The 22,248-nt window shown below is 43.7% G+C and carries 17 protein-coding genes; 5 read left to right on the top strand and 12 right to left on the bottom strand.

Features of this window, described 5'->3' with window-relative positions; translation table 11 throughout:
- Positions 1–284: 284 nt before the first annotated feature.
- From pdxA to M0Q51_12520, 5 genes are all read left to right on the top strand, one after another.
- Complete coding sequence (pdxA, locus tag M0Q51_12540; protein MCK9400806.1) at positions 285–1,445, top strand: 4-hydroxythreonine-4-phosphate dehydrogenase PdxA; 1,161 nt, start codon at positions 285–287, stop codon at positions 1,443–1,445.
- Between the two features lie 26 nt (positions 1,446–1,471).
- Positions 1,472–3,958 carry a bifunctional UDP-N-acetylmuramoyl-tripeptide:D-alanyl-D-alanine ligase/alanine racemase gene (locus M0Q51_12535; protein MCK9400805.1) on the top strand — a complete coding sequence of 829 codons (2,487 nt, stop codon included), beginning with the start codon at positions 1,472–1,474 and terminating at the stop codon, positions 3,956–3,958.
- Entirely contained in the window at positions 3,951–5,774 is a 1,824-nt protein-coding gene (locus tag M0Q51_12530) for a DUF2029 domain-containing protein (protein ID MCK9400804.1), read from the top strand. The genes M0Q51_12535 and M0Q51_12530 overlap by 8 nt, the downstream gene beginning before the upstream one ends.
- Before the next feature lie 110 nt (positions 5,775–5,884).
- A complete protein-coding gene (locus M0Q51_12525) occupies positions 5,885–7,720 on the top strand; it encodes a hypothetical protein (protein MCK9400803.1) in 1,836 nt (611 codons plus the stop codon).
- Positions 7,721–7,740: 20 nt separating this feature from the next.
- Positions 7,741–8,475, top strand: a complete 735-nt coding sequence (locus M0Q51_12520; GenBank protein MCK9400802.1) for a glycosyltransferase family 2 protein — start codon at positions 7,741–7,743, stop codon at positions 8,473–8,475.
- A 9-nt stretch (positions 8,476–8,484) separates the two neighbouring features.
- Here the strand turns inward: M0Q51_12520 and M0Q51_12515 are convergent, their stop codons facing one another.
- The 12 genes from M0Q51_12515 to M0Q51_12460 all read right to left on the bottom strand — a co-directional run bounded on the left by M0Q51_12515 (position 8,485) and on the right by M0Q51_12460 (position 22,246).
- Positions 8,485–9,465: an NAD-dependent epimerase/dehydratase family protein gene (locus M0Q51_12515; GenBank protein ID MCK9400801.1), complete on the bottom strand. Its 981-nt coding sequence runs from the start codon at positions 9,463–9,465 to the stop codon at positions 8,485–8,487.
- A gap of 24 nt (positions 9,466–9,489) precedes the next feature.
- Positions 9,490–10,134 carry a hypothetical protein gene (locus M0Q51_12510; protein MCK9400800.1) on the bottom strand — a complete coding sequence of 215 codons (645 nt, stop codon included), beginning with the start codon at positions 10,132–10,134 and terminating at the stop codon, positions 9,490–9,492.
- An 870-nt stretch (positions 10,135–11,004) separates the two neighbouring features.
- Positions 11,005–11,943 carry a flippase-like domain-containing protein gene (locus M0Q51_12505; GenBank protein MCK9400799.1) on the bottom strand — a complete coding sequence of 313 codons (939 nt, stop codon included), beginning with the start codon at positions 11,941–11,943 and terminating at the stop codon, positions 11,005–11,007.
- Entirely contained in the window at positions 11,940–13,262 is a 1,323-nt protein-coding gene (locus M0Q51_12500) for a Coenzyme F420 hydrogenase/dehydrogenase, beta subunit C-terminal domain (protein ID MCK9400798.1), read from the bottom strand. The genes M0Q51_12505 and M0Q51_12500 overlap by 4 nt, the downstream gene beginning before the upstream one ends.
- Entirely contained in the window at positions 13,249–13,965 is a 717-nt protein-coding gene (locus tag M0Q51_12495; protein ID MCK9400797.1) for a methyltransferase domain-containing protein, read from the bottom strand. The genes M0Q51_12500 and M0Q51_12495 overlap by 14 nt, the downstream gene beginning before the upstream one ends.
- Entirely contained in the window at positions 13,965–14,828 is an 864-nt protein-coding gene (locus tag M0Q51_12490; protein ID MCK9400796.1) for a glycosyltransferase family 2 protein, read from the bottom strand. Before M0Q51_12490 ends, M0Q51_12495 begins: the two co-directional genes overlap by 1 nt.
- 31 nt (positions 14,829–14,859) lie before the next feature.
- The gene (locus M0Q51_12485; GenBank protein ID MCK9400795.1) at positions 14,860–16,239 is read right to left on the bottom strand and encodes a hypothetical protein; all 1,380 of its coding nucleotides are present in this window, start codon (positions 16,237–16,239) and stop codon (positions 14,860–14,862) included.
- 9 nt (positions 16,240–16,248) lie between these two features.
- Positions 16,249–18,519 (bottom strand): transglycosylase domain-containing protein, encoded by a 2,271-nt coding sequence (locus tag M0Q51_12480; GenBank protein MCK9400794.1) that lies wholly within the window; start codon positions 18,517–18,519, stop codon positions 16,249–16,251.
- Between the two features lie 17 nt (positions 18,520–18,536).
- Positions 18,537–19,049 carry a gliding motility lipoprotein GldH gene (locus M0Q51_12475; GenBank protein MCK9400793.1) on the bottom strand — a complete coding sequence of 171 codons (513 nt, stop codon included), beginning with the start codon at positions 19,047–19,049 and terminating at the stop codon, positions 18,537–18,539.
- Positions 19,050–19,051: 2 nt separating this feature from the next.
- A complete protein-coding gene (locus M0Q51_12470) occupies positions 19,052–20,167 on the bottom strand; it encodes a hypothetical protein (protein ID MCK9400792.1) in 1,116 nt (371 codons plus the stop codon).
- 38 nt (positions 20,168–20,205) lie between these two features.
- A complete protein-coding gene (locus tag M0Q51_12465; protein ID MCK9400791.1) occupies positions 20,206–21,381 on the bottom strand; it encodes a DNA polymerase III subunit delta in 1,176 nt (391 codons plus the stop codon).
- A gap of 88 nt (positions 21,382–21,469) precedes the next feature.
- A complete protein-coding gene (locus tag M0Q51_12460) occupies positions 21,470–22,246 on the bottom strand; it encodes a succinate dehydrogenase/fumarate reductase iron-sulfur subunit (protein MCK9400790.1) in 777 nt (258 codons plus the stop codon).
- Between the last annotated feature and the right edge of the window lie 2 nt (positions 22,247–22,248).

Genomic DNA, 22,248 nt, shown 5'->3' with positions numbered 1-22,248 from the left:
AAAAAGAAAAATCATACAAACTAAATTAAGTTATTGACAATCAATTGTTTATAACTATTAAAGACAAACATGTTTAAAATATTGTAAATTCGTCTCCCCGACTTTTCGGAGGGGACTCAAAGTTCAAAGTTCAAAGTTCAAAGTGAAAAGTTTAAGTTAATAAGATAAATAATTAAGGCTTGGGGGCATGGAGGCATGGGAGCTTGGAGGATTGTAGTAATAAAATCCCTTAATGAGAAACAGTATGTTAAAATCAATTTATCTTTGTCACAAAGCAGATCATAATGGAACAGTTTGAAGAAAAACAACGGACAGATGCCGAACGCGTGAAAGTGGGGATCACACATGGTGACCTGAACGGGATCGGCTATGAGATCATCATGAAAACTTTCCAGGATTTGAGAATCCTCGAGTCAATCACTCCGGTAGTATATGGGTCTTCAAAAGTCGCTTCCTACCATAGAAAATCCTTAAATATCAGCGAAATCAATTTCAACCTGGTCAAAAATGCAGACTCTGCTATTTCCAAAAGGGTGAACATCGTTAATGTAACGCATGATGAGGTGAAAATTGACCTGGGTAAATCGACCGAAATAGCCGGCCAGCTTGCTTTCATGGCACTCGAAGCTGCAACCCAGGATTTATTGAAGCATCATATCGATGTACTGGTAACTGCCCCGATCAATAAAAAAAATATGCAGACGGCGAACTTCAGGTTCCCCGGGCACAGCGAATACTTAGCTGACAAAGCCGGCAGCAAGGACCATCTGATGCTGATGGTTTGCGACAAGCTCCGGGTTGGGGTGATCACCGGCCATATCCCGCTGAAAGATGTCCCGGGCACTATCACTACCGAGCTGTTGCTCAAGAAGATAGAGCTCATGAACCGCAGCCTGACCTGTGATTTTGGTATCAGGAAGCCGAAAATAGCCCTGCTTGGCCTCAACCCCCATGCAGGCGACCTCGGTGTCATCGGCCTTGAAGAGGAGCAGGTGATCACCCCGGCAGTCGAGCAGGCCTGGAATCGCAACTGGATCGTTTACGGGCCCTATTCCGCTGATGGATTTTTCGGTTCCGACAATTATCTGAAATTCGACGGAATCCTTGCCATGTACCATGACCAGGGCATGATCCCGTTTAAAACCTTGTCATTCGACAGAGGCATTAACTTCACTGCCGGTCTTCCCTTTGTCAGGACTTCCCCTGCCCATGGAACGGCTTATGATATTACCGGGAAAAATGAAGCTTCGCCGAACTCATTCCGCGAAGCTGTCTTACTGGCTGTCGACATTTTCAATAAACGGAAAGATTTTGATGAACTTAACCGCCATCCACTGCAAAACTACCTTAAGGATATAGAATACAGCACCGATGCTGTTATTGAAAAGGAAATACCCCATGCCACAGAGGATGAGAATCCCGGAGCCCTGATCGCTGGTCAGTAATCCGGCATTTATAATCCTTACCCATTATGGAATATCCTGTTTCTGAAATTATCACCATTGTTAACGGCAAACCGGCCAGTGAACCTTATTTTAAAAGAGTCATCCGGGACATCCTTATCGACAGCCGTAAATTGATTTCCCCGGATAATTGCCTCTTTTTTGCATTATCAAGCAAGCGAAACGACGGGCATAAATACATACCTGAACTTTACAGCAGGGGTTTAAGAGATTTTGTCGTCACAAAGGTCCCTTCAGACATTGAATCATATCCTGAAGCTAATTTCATCCTTGTAAAAAGTACTCTTCAAGCTTTACAGGCCCTGGCCCGCGTGCACAGGGAAAAATTCAATATCCCGGTAATCGGGATAACCGGCAGTAATGGAAAAACTGTTATTAAGGAATGGCTTTATCAACTTCTGAGCAAGGATAAAAAAACGATTCGCAGCCCAAAGAGTTACAATTCACAGATTGGAGTGCCCCTCTCGGTCTGGCAGATAGATAACCCTTATGAAATAGCCATTTTTGAAGCCGGTATTTCAGAGCCGGATGAGATGGACAAACTGGAGACAATCATCAGGCCCACCATAGGCATATTCACAAATATCGGTGAAGCGCATGGCGAGAATTTCATGAGCCTGCAGCAGAAAGTCGGTGAAAAACTAAATCTTTTCACTCACGTTGAAACCCTGGTGTATTGTATGGATCACCCTGAAGTCAGGGAAGTAATTATCCGCTCCGGGATTTTAAAGAATATCAAATCTTTTACCTGGAGTTTCAAGCAAGAAGCTGATCTTTATATCCGGAATGTCAAAAAAGATGATTCCCAGAATACTTTCATCAAAGGTGTTTATAAAGGGAAAGAGTTGACGATCCGGATTCCCTTTGCCGATGATGCTTCCATAGAAAATGCGATTCATTGCTGGGCCGTCATGTTGCTTCTTGGATATGATCCGGAGCGGCTTGCACAGCGGTTTGAGAACCTGCAGCCGATCGCAATGCGGCTGGAACTTAAAGATGGGATCAATCACTGCACTATCATCAACGACAGTTACAATTCCGATATTAATTCACTCAGCATTGCCATTGATTTTCTGCGTCAGCAAGCCGATCACATGAAGAAAACCATTATCATCTCTGATATCCTTCAAAGCGGCAAGGATGAGGATGAGCTTTACGGCGGGATCGCTGCGATCATTAAGAGTAAAAAGATCGACCGGCTGATCGGGATTGGCCCGGCCATAACAAGGCAAGCCGATAAATTCAACATGGATAAGGATTTTTACCTGACCACGGAAGAATTTCTTCAGCGTTTTTCCTTCGCCGCTTTCAGCAATGAAGTCATCCTGCTTAAAGGGGCCCGTATATTCGAATTTGAACAGATAAGCCAGGCGCTCCAGCAGAAAACCCACGAAACGGTACTGGAGATCAACCTGAATGCCCTTGAACATAACCTGAACTATTACCGCTCTTTGCTGAAACCTGAAACGAAGATCATGGCGATGGTCAAGGCTTTTTCCTACGGGATCGGAAGTTTTGAGGTGGCCAATGCATTGCAGTTCCACCGTATTGATTACCTTGCTGTAGCTTATACCGATGAAGGGGTCGAATTGAGGAAAGCCGGGATAACTGTACCAATTATGGTAATGAACCCGGATGAGGAAAGTTTTGATTCGATCATCCAGCACAACCTTGAGCCTGAAATTTACAGTCACCGCATCCTGGAAAAGCTCGAAAAGGCAATAAAAAAGAATATCCTGCCAAAGGACAAGCCGGTAAAGATCCATATAAAGCTTGATTCCGGCATGCACCGGCTGGGTTTTATGGAAGATGAAATATCGGGCCTGATAGAGAAACTCCAGGCAAACCGGATGATCTATTTGCAATCGGTGTTCTCGCATCTTGCTGCCAGCGAAGACCCGGCAGAGGAAAGATTCACCCGACTTCAGATAGAGGTTTTCGAGAAAATGGGCCGCAGGATCATTTCACAAACCGGCCACCCGGTGATGATGCATATCCTGAATTCTGCAGGCATCACACGTTACCCGGAAGCACAGTACAATATGGTCCGGCTGGGGATCAGTCTCTATGGAATTGCCAGCCTTGATGAAGAGCAGCCCAGGCTTGAGTCGGTGGCGCGGTTGAAATCTACCATCTCCCAGATAAAAAATATCAATGCAGGGGAAACCATCGGGTACAACCGGGCTTTTAGTTCGGAACAGGAACTCAGGCTGGCTATCGTTCCCATTGGTTATGCCGATGGGCTCAGCCGAAGGCTGAGTAACGGGAAAGGCCACCTGCTGGTCGGAGGCAGGCTGGTACCACTGGTAGGAAATGTCTGTATGGATATATGCATGCTTGATATCACGGGAATTGACGCGGCGGAAGGTGACGAAGTCATTATTTTCGGCCCGGAAAGGCCTTTGCAGGATCTTGCCAATGAAATGGAAACCATACCCTATGAGGTGCTGGCCGGATTATCGCGAAGGGTAAAACGGGTTTATTATCATGAATAAACTTTATAGAAAATACAGCCAGGAACAATGGGCTATTATACTGCTCTTTCTTTCCGGTCTTTATTTAATGATCCTTTTTTTACTATCTGACGGACTTTTCGGAGAAACCGATTCTGTCAACCATTACCTGATCGCCAGGTATTCATTTCAGCATCCATGTCTTTTACTTGACCACTGGGGGAAACCCCTCTTTACGATCTTATGCTCACCATTTGCCCAGTTTGGGTTGGGGGGAGCTGTTTTTTTCAATATCCTGTGCGCCCTTACTACCGCCTGGCTGATCTTTCGCATGGGACGTTTTCTTAAATACCGTTTTGCACTGGCGGCTATTCCTTTTGCCCTTTTTGCACCGGTATATATGGTCAACATCCTTACCAGCCTTACTGAAATTCTCTTTGCCCTGGTTCTGGTGGCAGGGATTTATTTCTTCCTGAAGGGAAAAATGATCCTTTCATCCGTCATCATTTCATTCCTCCCGTTTGCAAGGATGGAAGGCGTTATGTTCCTGGTGATTTTCCTGGCGGCATTTCTACTGGTCAAGAAATACAGGGCCATTCCTTTTCTGTTCGCAGGATTTGTCATTTTCAGCCTGGCTGGTACTTTTCGCTATCATGACCTGCTATGGTTTTTCAATGCAATGCCATACAGCGAAAAGGGATCTGCATTATATGGCAGCGGCAGTTTCTGGTACTACCTGGAAAGATTTCATCAACTTCTGGGATTTCCCCTGACAATCCTGGCAGTCATCGGCATAATCCAACTCGTCATATCGTTATTCCGGGAGAAGAAACCCGCTCTTACCACAACCCGGCTTACGGAATATTATCTTATTCCGGCATCCTTGTTCGGATTCATACTGGCCCACAGTTTTCTCTGGTGGCAGGGCATGATGGGCGTTTTAGCCACATCAAGATTCATGGCGTGTGTGCTTCCCCTGTGTGGATTCCTGGCCCTGGTCGGCCTGAACAGGATAAATTCCTTTTTTGATCGCCGGAAATATTTCAGTTCAATTTTCACACCCATTATTATTTTAATAACGATTTGGGTGCCTTATACCCTGCATAAAATCCCCGCCAGGCCTTCCTGGTCAGACCAGGTGATGAAAGAAACTGCAGATGATATCAGGACGGAAGGCCTTGACCGGTATCCGCTCTATTATTTTGATCCAAAACTGGCCTATTACCTCGAAATAGATCCATATGATTCACGCGGACTGCAAAAGAATTTTCCGGATCCGGATCAGCCGGACTTTTCATTGCGTGATAGCTCCATCGTGGTTTGGGATACCCATTTTGGCGAATTCGAGCATAGGATTCCTCTGGAAAAGCTTCTTAATAATCCCTGCTTCAGGTTGCTTGATGTTAATTCTCCCGCAATTGACAAGAAATTTCATACGGGCCAGCAATACATGTCAGCAGTTTTCAGGAAGGTTCCGCCGCAAAATCCTGAGGATCAATGGGTCACTATTAAATCAGACAATATGAAACTGGCCTCATTAAATAGGGAAAGTAAAGCGATCGTCCGGGCAAGGGCCAAGGTGCTATATGAAAAGGATCAGGATCCGGATAAAATAACCCTGATCATGTCAGTTCTTGATAATCAGAATGAAGTGAAAAGATGTTTAACCATCAATGGTTCATATTTTAAGAGCCCCCCGGGGCAATGGTTTGAAATGTGCCTGCTTACCCAGGTAAGCACACTAATTCCGGAGAGCGGGCGCATTAAACTTAATGTCTCATATCAGGGAGATCATCAGATCCTGGTTGATGGTCTGTGCCTGGATCTGTTATCAACAGGCAAGAAACAGGTAGATTGAAACATTCAAGGTTGAAAAGATGCACATCAGCTGATCAACTTAACATGGATTTGTTTTTCAGGCGGTTTTTTTTGGCAAATTTGTAAGGAAAATGCTAATTCATAGAAAGTATGAAGATTAAAAATAAGATGTCCTTTGGGGCGCTGATATTCATCATTATTGTTTTCAGCACCTTAAGACTTACTTATCATCCAACCAGGATTCTTTCTTACGATGTTTTCGGCTATTATTTATACCTTCCAAGCCTGGTGATCCATCACGATCCCGGTCTGCATGACATCAGCTGGGTCAATCAGGTTAATGAGCAATACAAGGCATCAGGCACACTTTACCAGATTTCGAAAACTTCCGCAGGAAATTGGGTGATCAGGTTTTATTCGGGAATTGCCATCCTTTATGCACCGTTTTTCCTTATTGGACATCTATACGCCCTTTCTTCCTCGTACCCGGCAGATGGCTTTTCCCTGCCATATCAATGGGCAATTATTATAAGCGGTATCTTCTATACACTGCTGGGAGTCTGGTTTATGAGGAAGGTGCTGCTTGAATTTTTCAGTGATAAAATTGTTGCCATTACAATGATCTTGCTTTTCATTGGCAGTAACCTGTTCTTCTTTATAACCATTGGTAATGATGCGCCGCATGTCTATATTTTTACCCTGGTAACGGCATTGTTATATTTTACCATTCGCTGGCACACCTCTCCACGGCTGATAACCGCAGCCTGCATAGGATTTATCACTGGACTGACAGCTATTAGCAGGGCTTCCGGCCTGCTGGCTATCCTTATTCCGTTATTATGGGGAATTGATAATCTTTCTGCTGTAAAGGAAAAAATAAATCTGCTGAAAAGACATCATCGTGATGTCCTGGTGCTTATCATTGCGGCTGCATTGTCTGTTCTTCCTCAAATTCTTTACTGGAAAGTTAATGCGGGGGAATTCATATACAATGCTTATGACGATGCACAATCCGGACTGGATATTTTCAATCCCAGGTTTATTTATGTACTGTTTGGCTTCAGAAAAGGATTTTACCTGTACAGCACGATGATGATCTTTGCTACGATAGGCTTTATCCAGCTTTTCAGATCCAATCGTAAAATCTTCCTGGCTATTTTGGTATTTTTCCTTGCCAATTTATACCTCATTGCATCCTACTCTTCACTGATAAGCTTTGGATGGAGGGCATTCATCGAATTACATGCCGTTCTGGCCATTCCATTAGGCTACTTTGTCAGTTCCGTATTTCAATATAAAAAAATGCAGAAATACGCTATTTTGTTCCTGTTATTTCTTGTACTCGTTCTCAACCTTTTTAAAACCTATCAGACTTTCAAAGGGGTTATTGACGGGTCGCGGATGACCAGGGAGTATTATCTGAACACTTTCTTTAAATTAAGGGTAACAGATGCTGACCGGGAACTTCTGCTGGTCAGCAGGGGTGATGTCAGTAAAGAATCATTCACTGTGGAGGAAAAATATCAAAAGAAGAATTTATCGGTTATGGGTTATGAAGATTTGGAAAGCAAGTATCAGAAAAACCTTGAAGACAGTATAGTTTACAGGGGGAAATTTGCTTTTAAACTGGACAGTGCGAATATCTGGTCGCCTGTATTTAGAATGCCTTACAAGGATATAACTTCTAAGGATCATGCCTGGATCAGGGCCGGGATTTATATTTATCCGACAGATATCAATGATCTGAATCAAGCGCTCCTGGTGATGGATTTTAAACATAAAGGTAAGATATACAAATACCGGGCTTTTAGATTTCAGGATTTCAACATCGACGCAAAACCAGGCCAGTGGAACCGGCTTTCTTTTGATTATCTCACACCTGAAGTACGCTCTACTCGTGATATGCTTGAAGTTTATATCTGGTACCGGGGAAAATCGCCCTGTTATATAGATGAATTAACAGTTGATGCCTTTGAGAAAAGATGAATGTAATCAGCAAAAAACCTATGAAAGTCCAAAAATTGTCGATAATCATTCCTGCTTACAATGAAGCTTGTACTATCCATGAGATCCTGGATAAAGTGCTTGCTGTGAAGCTTATCGGCCAGACAGAAAAGGAAATCATTATTGTAAATGATCACTCAAAGGATAATACTGAAGAAGTAATCAGGAAATATATAACGGATCATCCTGACCATGAGATTGTTCTATATAATCAGCCCAGGAATATGGGAAAAGGCGCCGCCCTTCACCGTAGCATCCGGGAGGCAAAAGGTGATATCATTATTATCCAGGACGCCGACCTGGAATATGATCCTGAGGAATACAATGACCTGCTGAAGCCCCTGTTAAATGGATTTGCGGATGTGGTTTACGGCTCCCGCTTCATGGGCAGCAAACCTCACCGTATTCTCTTTTTCTGGCATACTATCGGAAACAGGTTGCTTACATTTCTTTCAAATATGTTTACCAATCTGAACCTTTCCGATATGGAAACCTGTTATAAAATGTTCAGATCGGAAATAATCAAGAAAATAGCCTTCAAGGAGAACAGGTTTGGCTTTGAACCCGAAGTAACAGCTAAAATCAGGCGTTTTCCGGGTATCAGGATTTATGAAGTTGGCATATCTTATTATGGGAGAACCTATTCAGAAGGCAAAAAGATTGGCGCAAAAGACGGCTTCAGGGCGATCTGGTGCATAATCAAATATAATATTTTTGACAGAAAATACAAGAGATAATTCCAAATTTCAAATTTCAAGTTTAACTGTCTTTTCTTCGCGGGCATTCAGGTAAAAATCCCAATTATCCCCAATCCGGGTGAGACAATATTCCATTGAAGATTCCAGTGGCATCGGCTTAAAATCCATGTCGGAGATAATCAGGGCGGTATCAAGGTTGGAATCCTGCATAACGCCCTTGACATGCTCTGCCGTAAACAACGGGACTTTCTGGGTTTTTTGAAAGAACCTGCCCATTATTCTGGCAAAAGAAGGTGGGACACTGACGAAGATCCTTTTTTCACCTTTTATTTTCAGGATCAGCCTGATCAGGTCGCCGAAGGAGATTACCTGGTCACCGGCGATCTGGTATACCATGCCAAAGGCTTTTTTTTCAGGGATAGATTTGACAATGTAATGGGCAAAGTCCTTTACGAAAATAGGATGCTGTGTCTGGGAGCCCTGGCCTATCAAAGGAACGAAAAAGGGGAAACGAAATACATTTTTAAGGATCCGGTTGATGCCCAGGCCTTCCGGTCCCAGGATCATTGCGGGGATAAAGACCGTGAAATCCAATCCGGATTTTTCCACCAATTGCTGGCCGATAAGTTTAGTTTCTCCGTATGGCCCTTTGAAAGTCTTGAGGACAACCACACTGCTGATCTGGATAAACCGGCTGATGCCTGATTTACGGGCAAAATCAATCATGTTTTCAACCCCTTTTGCATTGACCGTGAAGTTTCTTTCATAGTCTGAACTCCCTAGCAGAGCTGCAGTATTGATAATTGCACCGATCTCTTTTCCTGTAATGATATCTTCAACCTGAGGAAGAATTTTTTCTCTGATGTCGCAACGGATATATTCAATATCCGGGTAGTCAATGATAACAGAAGCATAATGGTCCCACTTGAACCCTATGACCTTATATCCTTGACGGATCAGTTCACGGCAGACGTAACTTCCAAGGTAACCGTTAGCACCTGTAACGAGAATATATTCAGTACTGTTCATAAGATTATTGTCATTAATAATCAATTACTCGGATTTAGGATCATATATGCAGACACGAGTGGTCTGCGGGAAAAAAGCGCTATCTCGTTTGACATAAGCTGAATCAAGAAATTTGAAAATGTTGCTCTTTGGATCTAACATTTGGCCATCCTGAACATAAATGACTCTTTTTTTTGAATTAGCTTTAATGGCTTGTTTAGTTTCCGTAATGTTCCATACATTATAGATTCCATTTTTTTTCATCAGTTCTTTAAAGTTCTGATGATCAGTGAAGATTTCCCGGTTATAATAATAAGTAAACTGGAGATCAGACCAAAAAGGGTATAATATTATTATACTATTTTCATTTTCAGCATTTTTCACAAAATTGACCGACTTGCTCACCTCACGGTACGCAAAATTATTTGGTAAAATTCTCATGTAAACACACATAAATATCAATATTACCAATCCGCTTGCAGGCTCAAAGTACTTATTTTTCTGATAGAGAAAATTGATCATAGCGCTAATAAATAAATAGAGCCCGATGGAATTGAAAAGATTATAGCTATTGTTGAACATCGGCACTTTTAAAGATACGAGAAACATGATGCTATAAGGCATAATCCACCAAAGCAACAACGCCAGTACATTGATATTAAATCCTTTCCATCGTTTTTGGAAGGCCATGATTAAAGTGAAAATTATTCCAACGCCAATCACAATGGCAATCATCCAAAATACCTTTCCTGAATTTAAGAAGCGATGTAATTGATTAAGATACTCTGAAGGATTCGGAGGTTTTAACCAAGTGCCATGATCCGTTTTTATTATAAATTGTTTAATCACGGTTGGGATCATTGGTATAAATCCAATAATAGTGATAAAAGGAGGGATCATAAATCTGAAAAACATCTTCAGGTTTCTGGTATATATAAAGCTTGAAATAACTTGCGATAAAATGACAAACCATCCGAAATAATGTGAATAAACCAATAAGAGGTTTGAAATAATTAATCCGGCAAATGCTTTCCGGTCTTTTAAATTATCAGCGTAACACAAAAAAAAGTATAATGAAGCCGCCGTTTCTAATGATACTAAGGAATATGTCCGGGTGTTTAGTCCATATAAAAAATGAAGGGAGGAAAATATAAATAATCCGGAAGCAACTAAACCTGTCCAAAAACTAAAGAAACGTTTTCCGGTAAAATAAATAAACAGTACGGTAAATGCATTAAATACAAGCGGTAAGAATCTTACAGAAAATGAACCTACACCAAATAGTTTAATCCAATAATGTATAAGAAGCATGAAAAGCGGTGGATTGGGCTCATATGAAGTTGATATTTTTAGAATTTCCCCGATGCTCTTTTGTGCATTGAAAATCATAAAGGGTTCATCAAGACAAATATCCCTATAGCCAATATAAAAGATTTTCCAGAAAAATCCTGCTAAAAGAAGGAAAAGTGGAATGTAAAAATTAAGCAGTTTGCTGTTTTTGTCAATTCTCATAAAACAGTACCCGATCAAGCAGGCATAAATATACTATTATTTTCAAACTTAGGACTTCTTTGCTGATTTAGACTTCCATAAAAGTATCTGTCCAAGTAATAAAGAGAAGATACCGCCGCCGATCTGTGCGATGAGGAAAACAAGCCCTGAAAATGCCATGACCTGTGCCAGCGGAAAATCCTGGAAGATGTAAATAAGAGTAACTTCCCTGGTGCCCAGTCCCATCACAGTAATGGGTATGGTGTTCATGACACCCGCAGTAGCTACGCCCCCGGAAACGGAGATCACAGGAAGATCCATTCCAACACCGGTTGCCAGGAAATAACAGCAGACAAAATAGCTAAGGTTGCTAAAAAGCGACAAGAAAAAGAAGCCCAGGGAATTCATCAAGCCACGGTGGTAGAATTCCATTGATTTAGACTTTCCAAGAACCCTGAACAGTTTCAATATCTTCTCAGTCATTCTCACGAGTGCAGGAGACATCAGGATCAGAATCGACAGGAACATGCCGGCAGTGCCTGTAAACAGGATCAGCCAGCCCCAGAAAGACAGAACCCCGGGGAGAACTGAATGTGAAATGGCTATCCCGGCTATTACGAAATAAATGCTGAGGTCCATCCCTCTTTCTGCAATGACAAGTAATCCGGCGCCGAGTATCCCGGAGCGGGAACCGCCATGCCCGGCCTTCATAAGTTCGCCCACCCGTCCCGGAGTGATTACACCCATGGCATATCCCTCAAAAAACTCGCCTGACCGCTGTTTCAGTTTTTTCAGATCAAAACCCGTCTCATTCAGGTTATACCAGCGCAAAGCTTTGACCATAAGCAGTAAAAACTGGAAAAAAATTGCGAGTAAAAGGTGATTCCGTTCGACCTGCTTCATCCAGCCCCATAATTCTCTCAGGTCGGTGCGGGATAGAACCACGATGAACAGGACTATCCCGGCCAGGCGAATGATGAGGAACCAGTTGAAGCGGCGATTGGTCATTGGTCTTCTAACTTCTCTCTTTTTATCTTATACGTCGATTTCTTCCAGAATTTCCTTGCTTTTTCAAATATGCTGCCGATGGTTTGCGGCGGGATTTTTTCTGCGACCCAGCGCGAAAACCCGGTACCTAAAATTAAGAAAAGTGCATCAATGACGAGCTCCATCATGTAACGGCTTATTGGGAATCCTTTAAGCCGGTAACCATAATCAGGATTAGGCTTGCCCAGCAAACTACGGTACTGCATCCTTATAAAAGTGCCTCTTTTCTTGAGGTCATAGCCGTGGGAGTGCATTTCGACAGCTTCCTGCTCACCCAAAGGACTCAGTTCCAGACGGCCTTCAAGGATCATTTGCCGAAGGATCTCTTCTCCAGCTTCAGACCTGCTGATGACCATCGAAAATCCTTTCCCTCTATCTTCATAAACCGGGGCCCATGCATCACCTCCGGATATATCCGTATATTCATTAGTTAGATCTGTGCACAAGAGGCTGTTTTTCAGGATATGAAAAGGAATTAGATAGTTTGCATGGAATTTTGGCAATTCAAAAACCCGTCCGTCTTTCAGTTCCACCCGCATTTTTCCAGGCCATTCGCCATAACGGAAGTAAAGTTTCCTGATTTGTGTATGATCCTTGATTCCGAAAGAATGAAGAAAGCTTATAACCGAAGAAAAATGGAGGGTATTTCCATAAAAAGGACCGAAAATATAACGGATATTTCTGACGGATGGGTGACCTGCCTGCAGCAGCAGCCGAACCGACTGAACCTGCCCGGGTAGGCCGACATAGGCGAGGGTTCCATCAAATTGCCCGATTTCGGGGAGGATTTCATTGACCGGGCTGATAATATACTTGCTCTGCGCTGCTTTGAGGATTTCTTCTTTAGTGGTGGCGATGAATGGCTGTGCCAGCCAGGGCTCGTTTTCCGACATACCCAATACCACTGCCCCATTGATCATTTTCTTCCCCAGCAACCAGATCAGCACAGCCGAAATGATACCTCCACTGGCCGCATTGAGGCGGATTTCAGGATCTGTCGAATTGCCAATATAAATTTTCTTATAATGGCCGATGAAAGGGTGACCTTCAGGGTCTCCGAAAACTGACTGTCGTTGCTTCGGGAAATCAAATCCTTTTCCGCTGCATGCTTCCCACACTAAACGAGAAGTCGTTTCATCGAGCGGTTCCCTGATTAAGGGAAGATATTTCCCTGTACGGTCGCTGAAAACGATCTTGCCTCCGGAAAGGCCAGCACAACTTCCACATCGGTTGCATAAGCCATACCGGATGACATCCTTGATATTTTCAGGCTTTCTCACAAACGTAAAATTGTCTTATCCCCAACTCGGCTATAAAGGTTCCCTGCATCCGGTCGATAATTTTTTCGCCCAGTTTTTGCAGCCAGCCCGGACCAACCGGGATCAGAATCGTGCCTTTATGAGCCAGTAAATTCCACTTTGTTTCTTTAAGCATCTTTTTAACTTCTTTAGATGACAGAAACCTGTGAGGTCCTTCCCCATGGCCGCCAAAAAATGCCGTATAAACCCTGTAAGGCAATTCGCTGGTAGCAGGAGGACAACTTAAAACTAACCGCGCATCATCTGTCGAAACCCGGTGCAACTCCTGAAGGAACCTCAGAGGTTCTGATACATGTTCCAGCGTTTCCAGGCTAAGGACCCCGTCAAATTCCCCATCATTAAACGGCAGGGAAGAGTAGGTCTCCAGTTTCACCTGCGTTACGGAAGGCCTTAGTTTTTCCGCAACCCCCATGAGCCCGAAAGAGATTTCAGCATTAATTACCTTTACTTCTGGCATGGCACGGTTGATATAGTCGGTGGCTTCCGCATCACGGCTGGTAATATTGAGAATTTTCATACCGGACCTAAGCTCCAAATGCGTAATGCTTTCCCGGAAACGCTGGTCGTGTGTTTCTTTTACTTTCTCGTTTTCCGTAACGTAAATTTCCGAAACACTATCCCAGTGTGCTTCCACCTCCTGATCGGTCCAGGGATTCATCATCATTATCTTCTGTTCATAATAGAGATCTGGTCGGCTACGAGGCCGATGAAAAACAGAAACATCCCCAAAATAGTGAGGACGATAGCTCCGTTAGAAAATCTTTCGGCTATCAGGTAGCCGTATATACCATAAATTATCCCCGCTGAAGTAATGATGAAACTGGCAGGAAAAAAGATCTTAAGGGGATTAAAGAGCATAATGATGCGCAGGATCAGCATGATGGTCTTCGCACCATCTTTAAAAAATTTGACATTACTCGACCGGCCGACCCTTTCTTCGACTTTAATGGGAATGGTACCTATGGAATAACCCTCTTTAAGGAAAGCAAGCGTAGATGTAGTCGAGAAAGAAAAGCCATTGGGCATGATATGGAGCATGCCTTTGATCAGCTCTTTATTGAATCCGCGGTAACCGGAATTATAGTCCGGAAGCTTTTGTTCCACGAGGTATTCACCAATCCATCTTATCGCTCTTTTGCCAACCTGGCGGGTACGCACCTGGAAGGATTCTTTATCCCTTGTCCCGATAACCATTTCATTATCGTCAAGCATTTTGATAATTTGTGGGATATAGGCGGGATCGTGCTGGCCATCGCTGTCGAGGATCACGACCTTCTCCCCGTTGGCCTTGCGAATGCCGGTTTTTAACGCAGCGCCGTATCCTTTATTGACACTGTGCGAAAAAACCTTGACCGGGTATTTTTTCACCACTTCAAGCGAATGATCGGAAGAACCGTCATTGATGACCATGACTTCATACAATTCGTGAAATTTCAACGCTATTATCTTTTCAAGCAGTGCTTCTATCCCGGCTTCTTCATTATAAAGCGGAATAATAACAGTCACTTCGGGATTTATTTGTGTCATCAGAAATTTAATTTGCTTTAATTATCATATTTTACCTGTCGCCTTTTAAAGCGGCTTCATAATCGGGTTTATCAAGCATACCATCAAATCCCGGCCTGAAATTTCGCCGAATATAAGAATCCCAGTAAGTTTTTTTATTCATGGCATCCCAGTGAATAATCCCTTTACGATACTGCCCTGTCTGAAAGATATTCAGGCTAATCAAGCACGCTATGATGAAAAAGAAGAAAAACCGGAATATCATTTTTTTTTCAAAAATATATTTCGTGAATGCTGTAAGCGGGATAGATAGCACAGCATAGGATTCTATCAGGGCTCGTTGTCCGAAACTGCCACCGTACCACCAGCACCACCATGACCATACAATATAAAGATTCAGCACGGTAAAAACCGCAACCGGCCAGAAAAATTTCCGGTTACGGAAGAACAGGACAATAATGCCTATCAGAGCAAAAGCCATAACAGGTGTGTAAACCAGCCACCCCTTTCGGTAAGAGAACAGGCCCTTCAGAAAGACCGGGTCATTGAAGAAAAACCGCTCACCCCCATAACTGTAATAAAAATATTCACCTGTAACATATTTCCAGTAGATTATCTGCGGAGTAAAAACCAGGCACGCAAAAAATAAAATCAAAATAAAATTCAGCGGCTTATAGAATAGGAGTTTAAGGCGGCTCTTAAAAGCGTGAACCGAATCAACGTGCCATAAAGGAAGAAGAATAAATATTATCCCGTTGGAAATTCTTACAAGGATGATGAGGCCTCCAATTAAACCTATTAAGAGGGAATTTCCCCAGGATGGTTTTGCTATCCAGGAATCCAAAACGTATATAAAGGCTGCAAACAGGAAAAAGCTGTAAGCATGCGACATTGATGCTGAAATCGTGGTATAGCAATAAAGATTTGTCCCTAAGCCGATTGCCAGCAGGCTGATGGCAATTACATTCCGGGCAAAATATTTCCTCAGAAGTTTTAAAAGAAGAAATAAGCCCAACATGGCATATATCACACTTGAAAAAATCAGGGCAATCAGGTAAGGTTCAGAAAAACCATCTGGCGGGTACCCCAAAGGTCCTGCTAATCCATGGGCTATCAAAAAAAATGGTGAATACAATACTGCCAGGCCCATCGTCATTCTACCGACTGACCTGCCTGTCTGCATTTTTTGGGCCCAGATTTTATCTTTAAAAAATTCCTGGTTTTTCTCGGCAAACGACATGCTGATATCTTTGTAGATGATTGTTGCTGGCAGGTATTGATAATAAAGAATCACATCATGAACGATAATACGCCTTGGATTTGTCCAGAATTTATAATATAGGTTTGTCCAGATCATTCCGGTCAGGATGATTAGAAGAGCAATCTTATCCCATCCCATGTAAGAGAAGGATTTTTTTAGCATCTCTTTCATGAAGATGGCCTAAAATTCCATTATTTCGAGTTCTTCATCCAGGTATTCCTGGTCTTTCTCAAATTTATCACAGTCAAGCTGCACTGAAAGGGGTTGGACGGGCCTTTCAAAATCCCCTTTACTGATTTGCAAGGTTTTGTCGGCTAATACTTTCTGCATATAAAGGGCCCAGATTGGCAGGGCCATATTGGCTCCCTGCCCCAGGCTGATAGTCCTGAAGTGGACGCTCCGGTCTTCAGCGCCCACCCATACGCCCGTGGCAAGGTCGGGGGTGATGCCAATAAACCAGCCATCAGACTGATTCTGAGTTGTCCCTGTTTTCCCGGCTATTGGATTATTAAGGCTATATTTTAACCTTAAGCGGATACCAGTTCCGGACTGCACAACGCCTTTCATCAGGTCCAGCATCAGGTAAGCCGTCTCTTCACTCATGGCCTCCTGCTTTTCGGGAACGAATGATTCAATGACGTTGCCATATTTATCTTCAATACGCGTGACCATCATAGGTTTGATATAAACGCCCTTATTGGGAAAAGTACTGAATGCACCGACCATTTCGTAGAGTGAGATATCGGAAGAGCCAAGGGCAAGGGAAGGCACGGGATCAAGATCTGAAGTCACGCCCATTTTGCGGGCCATTTTAATCACCGACTGGGGAGAATATCTTTTTATCAGAAAGGCCGAAATCCAGTTGTTGGAATTGGCTAATGCCCATTTCAGAGTAACTTCCTCACCGATCCTTTTTTTAGAAGTATTTTGAGGCGCCCATATTGTCCCGTCAGGAAGTTCTACGGAATATTGCACGTTAGCGACCTTTGAGCAGGGAGTGAACTCGCCTTCCTGCATGGCCAGGGAATAGAGGAATGGTTTAAAGGTCGATCCCACCTGCCTTTTGCTGAGCTTAACATGATCGTACTGAAAAAACCGGTAATCAATCCCGCCGACATAGGCAAGGATATAACCGGTATGTGGATCCATCGACATCAGGCCTGCCTGGAGGAAAAACTTACTATACCGGATCGAATCCATCGGTGTCATGATCGTATCAACAGGCCCTTTCCATGAGAAAACCCTCATTTTTACCCGGGTATTAAAGATCAACCTGATGGAATCGGCCGGAACACCTTCATCCTTAAGCTGCATATACCTGCCGGATCGCCGCATGGCCTGATCTAACAGGCTCCTGGTCTCAGCAGTGGCCACTTCCGGGTCAAAAACGAAGGGAGCATTGGGATATCCCCTCCAATGTTTGAAAAAAGCCGGCTGAAGTTCGTTCCTGAGGTGCTGAATCAATGCTTCTTCTGCATATTTCTGCAGTCGTGAATCGATCGTGGTGTAGATCTTTATTCCGTCTTTATATAAATCATAGGAAGTCCCGTCTGATTTAAAATGAGTGTTGCACCAATCTTTCATTTCCATCCGGAGGATTTCCCTGAAATAAGTCGCCAGGCCCGTTGAATGACCGCGCAAACCAAATTCGTTCATGTTGAGAGGGATTTGGGTCACTGAATCAAAAACCGCTTCAGTAATAAAATCATACCGTTCCATTTGCTTCAGGACACGGTTTCTCCTTTCGAATGATCTTTCCGGGTTACGCACCGGGCTATACCAGGTCGGGGCATTGATAACGCCCACCAGGAGAGCGGATTCTTCAACCTTTAGCGAATCAACCGGTTTATTAAAAAATGTTTTTGCCGCAATTTTGATACCCCACGACTGGCTCCCGAAATCAACCGTATTCAGGTACATTGCCAGTATCTCCTGTTTGGAATAGTTTCTTTCGAGTCTTATCGATGTAATCCATTCCTTGAATTTACGCATGATCAGTTGGGGCTTGGAAAGGTTTCTTTCACGGGGAAACAGGTTTTTTGCAAGCTGCTGCGTTAATGTACTGCCGCCTCCCTTGCTATTCCCCGTAACCAAGCCGAAAGCCACCCGGAACAAGGCTTTGAGGTCGATCCCGGAATGCTTCTCAAAACGGATATCTTCAGTGGCAAGCAATGCCTGGACTAAATGGGGCGGAAGTTCGCTGTATTCAACATTGGAGCGGTTTTCGACGTAATAGGTGCCGATCAGCTTATTATCGGAAGAATAGATCTCCGTTGCCAGGTTGGTCTTTGGGTTTTCCAGTTCCTCGAATGAAGGCATCGGACCGAACAAGTTGTTGGCGATGCCGATAAAAAAAATAAAAACGAATATTAAAAATAGCCCGTAAAGCATCCAGAACCTGGCCAGGTAATGCTGATGCCATTTTGTATGTCCGTTTTTTTTGCCCCGCATTTTTGATCTGGTTGATTTTATTCCCTGGCAATGCGCAGACCGATATCCATGACCCCTTCCAGGTCAGGTTCGCGCATAGCCTGTTCAAATTCAAAAATATATTTTCCCTTCTGTGGAAACCTTAATCCTCTTCTCAGTAACATCTGGTTATCCCGGACATTGCTGATACCTTTTCCCACCCATTTACCTGAAGGGTCGGCCAGGATGCATTCCACGGTATCCCGGGCTGCAGTACCATCAGGAAAGGTAGTGCTGATGAACAGGAATATATTGGCATACCGGTAATTTGTCGTATGCCGCAGGTTAAGATAAAACTTGTAAATGTTCACCGTATCCTCCAGTGGCACATCAAACCTGATGATCTGATCCGATTTCCAAACGTCATCCCGGATCCTTTTAGTATTATCATAAATGGTCCTGGAATCACAACCCGCCAGACAAAGCAATATAAAAGGCAATAACAGGCCCATCAGCTTGCCTGATGTCAGGGTGAGAAGATTATCGATCGCACTGATCCGACTATTGCTCATGATCATTTTTTCCCGTCAAAGCGGTTAAGTTCGAACTGGTCTGCTGCATTTTCAAAATCCGACTTGGAATCTTTTTTCTGGACAAAGTCTTCGAGTTTTTCAGGCGATTTTCCGTTGGCATTCAAGATCATGATTTCTTTGACCTGGTCCAAAGGTAATGGTATCATATTTAACTCATCTCCTTCGTAAGCGTACCACATTACCCTTTTAAAGACCTCGGTTTTTTGGTGGAGACCCAGGCCTTTTTTAGTTTTCAGGACCACCCTGATATCAGGAAATTCTTTCAGTGCATCCACATAAACATCATATTCATAGTTAAGGCAACACTTGAGTTTACTGCATTGTCCGGCCAGTTTCTGCGGGTTCAGTGCAAGCTGCTGAACGCGGGCGGCCTGAGTTGTGACCGACTGGAACTTGGAGAGCCAGGTAGAACAGCACAATTCGCGGCCACAAGAGCCGATCCCACCGAGCCGGCTTGCTTCCTGGCGCACGCCAATCTGCCTCATCTCAATCCTGACCCGGAATAATTCAGCTAATATTTTGATCAAATGCCGAAAATCAATCCGTTCGTCAGCAGTATAATAAAAGATCGCTTTCGTACCATCGCCCTGGTATTCCACATCACTTATCTTCATATCCAGTTCCAGTTCATCAGCAGTCTGGCGTGATCTGAACATCGTAGTGTCTTCTGATTCCACTGAAGTGATCCATTTCTCAATATCAGTCGCCCTTGCCTTACGGTAAACTTTTTTGATATTTTCTGAAGCCGGGTCAATACCCTTTTTCTTCATCTGGATCCGGCATGCTTCGCCTCCAAGGGTGACTATCCCGATATCATGCCCGGGAGAAGCTTCTACTGCGACTATATCCCTTTCATTAATGTCGTATTCCGTATTGATCCTGTAGAATTCTTTCCTGCTGTTTTTGAACCTGATCTCGACACAACCAAACTGCTTTTGTCCCGGAGGTAAATCAATATCTTTCAGCCAGTCAGTGCTGTCCAGCTTGGCACAACCAGGCCTGTAGGTGTGCTGGTTGCTGTCGTACATTTTGGGATTGAAAGGGCATCCGCGTGATAAAAAAGCGTTATTGCATATATGTTTTTTTTCTTCTTCCATTAAATGCAAATTTCGACAAAGTTAACAAATAATGATGATCAACTTTTTGTCTCGGTTTTCCCGCCAGTCATCAGCAAAATCGTAATGGTCATGGTAAGATCCATAAATAAAATGTTGGGGTTGGCGTTGCGCTCAATATGATATTGGGCCTTTTCCAATTCTTCTGCAAAGCTCAGGATATTCGTGTGATCGATGAATTTACCGAATTTAACCAGGAAATCTTTTTCTTCCTGGTTAAGGCTGGCCAGGTGGGGATTTTTATAGTTGATCAGTAAAGCATTGCGAATGATCCGTTCAGCATAGGCAAGGAAGTTTTTTTGTTTCTCCCTGCCAAGCTTTCCGATCTCTCCGGCAAATTCCATAGTTTTAGCTAAATCGTTATTATAGCAAAGCCGCATCCAGGCCACGAATTTTTCAAGATAGAAAAGCTCATCCTCGTCATTCTTAAAGATTTTGACTGCCCTGGTAAGGTTTCCATCGGTCAGGGGGACTATCCGCCGTGCATCTTCCGGCGGGCAGCCAAGCTTACCGGTAAGTTCCTGCATGATGTCTTCATCCTGGAGCCTGGTGATTTTAATGGTTTGGGTTCGGGATAGAATAGTGCTGATTATCTTTTCAGGATTTTCAGTGATCAGGATGAAAAGTGATTTATCAGGCGGCTCTTCGAGTATTTTAAGGATTTTCGGCGCTGCTGCATGAAAGAGCCGGTCAGCCATCCAGATGATCATCACCTTAAATTCCGATTCATAGCTTTTGTAGCTGAGTGTCCTTAGAATTTCACTGCAGTCTTCAGCATTGATGATGCCCTGTTTTTTTTCGAACCCGGCAGCTTTGTACCAGTCGTTCAGGTTCAGCCGGAAGTCGTTTTCCAGAACTACTTCGCGCCAGGTTTTAATAAAATCTTTGCTGACCGGGTTACGTTCCACTTCTTTCGTAGTTGCCACCGGAAAGATAAAGTGGAGATCCGGATGGATCAGCTTGGCAAATTTAATGCACGATGGACAAACACCGCATGCATCGCCGCCTCCCGGGCTTTCAGGATCGAATGTGCGGTTGCGGCAATTGATGAACTGGGCATAGGCAATAGCCAGGGCCAGTTTACGGGAGCCTTCAGGGCCAAAAAATAATTGGGCGTGACTCACCCGGTTTTCATGGACCGTTTGGATAAGCCTCCGCTTTATTTCATTTTGGCCGGTGATGTTCTTGAAAAGCAATGTTTTAAAAAAAATTATAGTACGACATTTGCCGTACTACAAGTTTAATGAAATAAAATTTCACAGCAAGACTTCTTTCTCAATCTTTTTAACCAGCTCCGCCGGAACGCACAACCTCTTTCTCCCCGCAAACCTTGGCAGAGAAAAATTCCCGGTTCATGCGTGCAATGTTGGTTACTTTAATCTCCTTTGGGCATTCTGCTTCACAGGCATAGGTATTGGTACAGTTGCCGAAGCCGAGTTTATCCATTTTCGCCACCATCGCCTGGGCCCGTTTGTTGGCTTCAACCTTACCCTGCGGCAGTAATGCCAGCTGGGATATTTTGGCCGAAACAAACAGCATGGCCGAAGCGTTTTTACAGGCTGCCACACAGGCGCCGCATCCGATACAGGAAGCGGCATCCATGGCCAGATCTGATTTATACTTTTCGACTGGCATAGCGTGTGCATCAGGAGCGTTGCCGGTAGCTATTGACACATATCCCCCGGCCTGTATAATTGCATCGAAAGCCGAACGGTCGATCATCAGGTCACGCAGCACCGGGAAAGCTCTGGCACGAAATGGTTCGATAACAATTGTCGATCTGTCTTTAAACCGCCGCATGTGCATCTGGCAAACCGTGATACCCTTGTCAGGGCCATGAGGCCGGCCATTGATGTAAAGACTGCATGTCCCGCAGATACCCTCCCGGCAATCATGCTCAAACCCGATTGGCATCTCGAATTTATCCACAAGGCTTTCGTTCAGGATGTCGAGCATTTCAAGGAAAGAGCAATCAGGAGAGATATCAGAAACCTGGTAAGTTACAAAACGGCCTTTCGCTTTCGCGTTTTCCTGCCGCCATATTTTTAATGTCAAATCCATAC

Source organism: Bacteroidales bacterium, from assembly GCA_023229505.1.
GTDB lineage: Bacteria > Bacteroidota > Bacteroidia > Bacteroidales > JAGOPY01 > JAGOPY01.
This window is presented reverse-complemented; position numbering and strand designations above follow the sequence as displayed.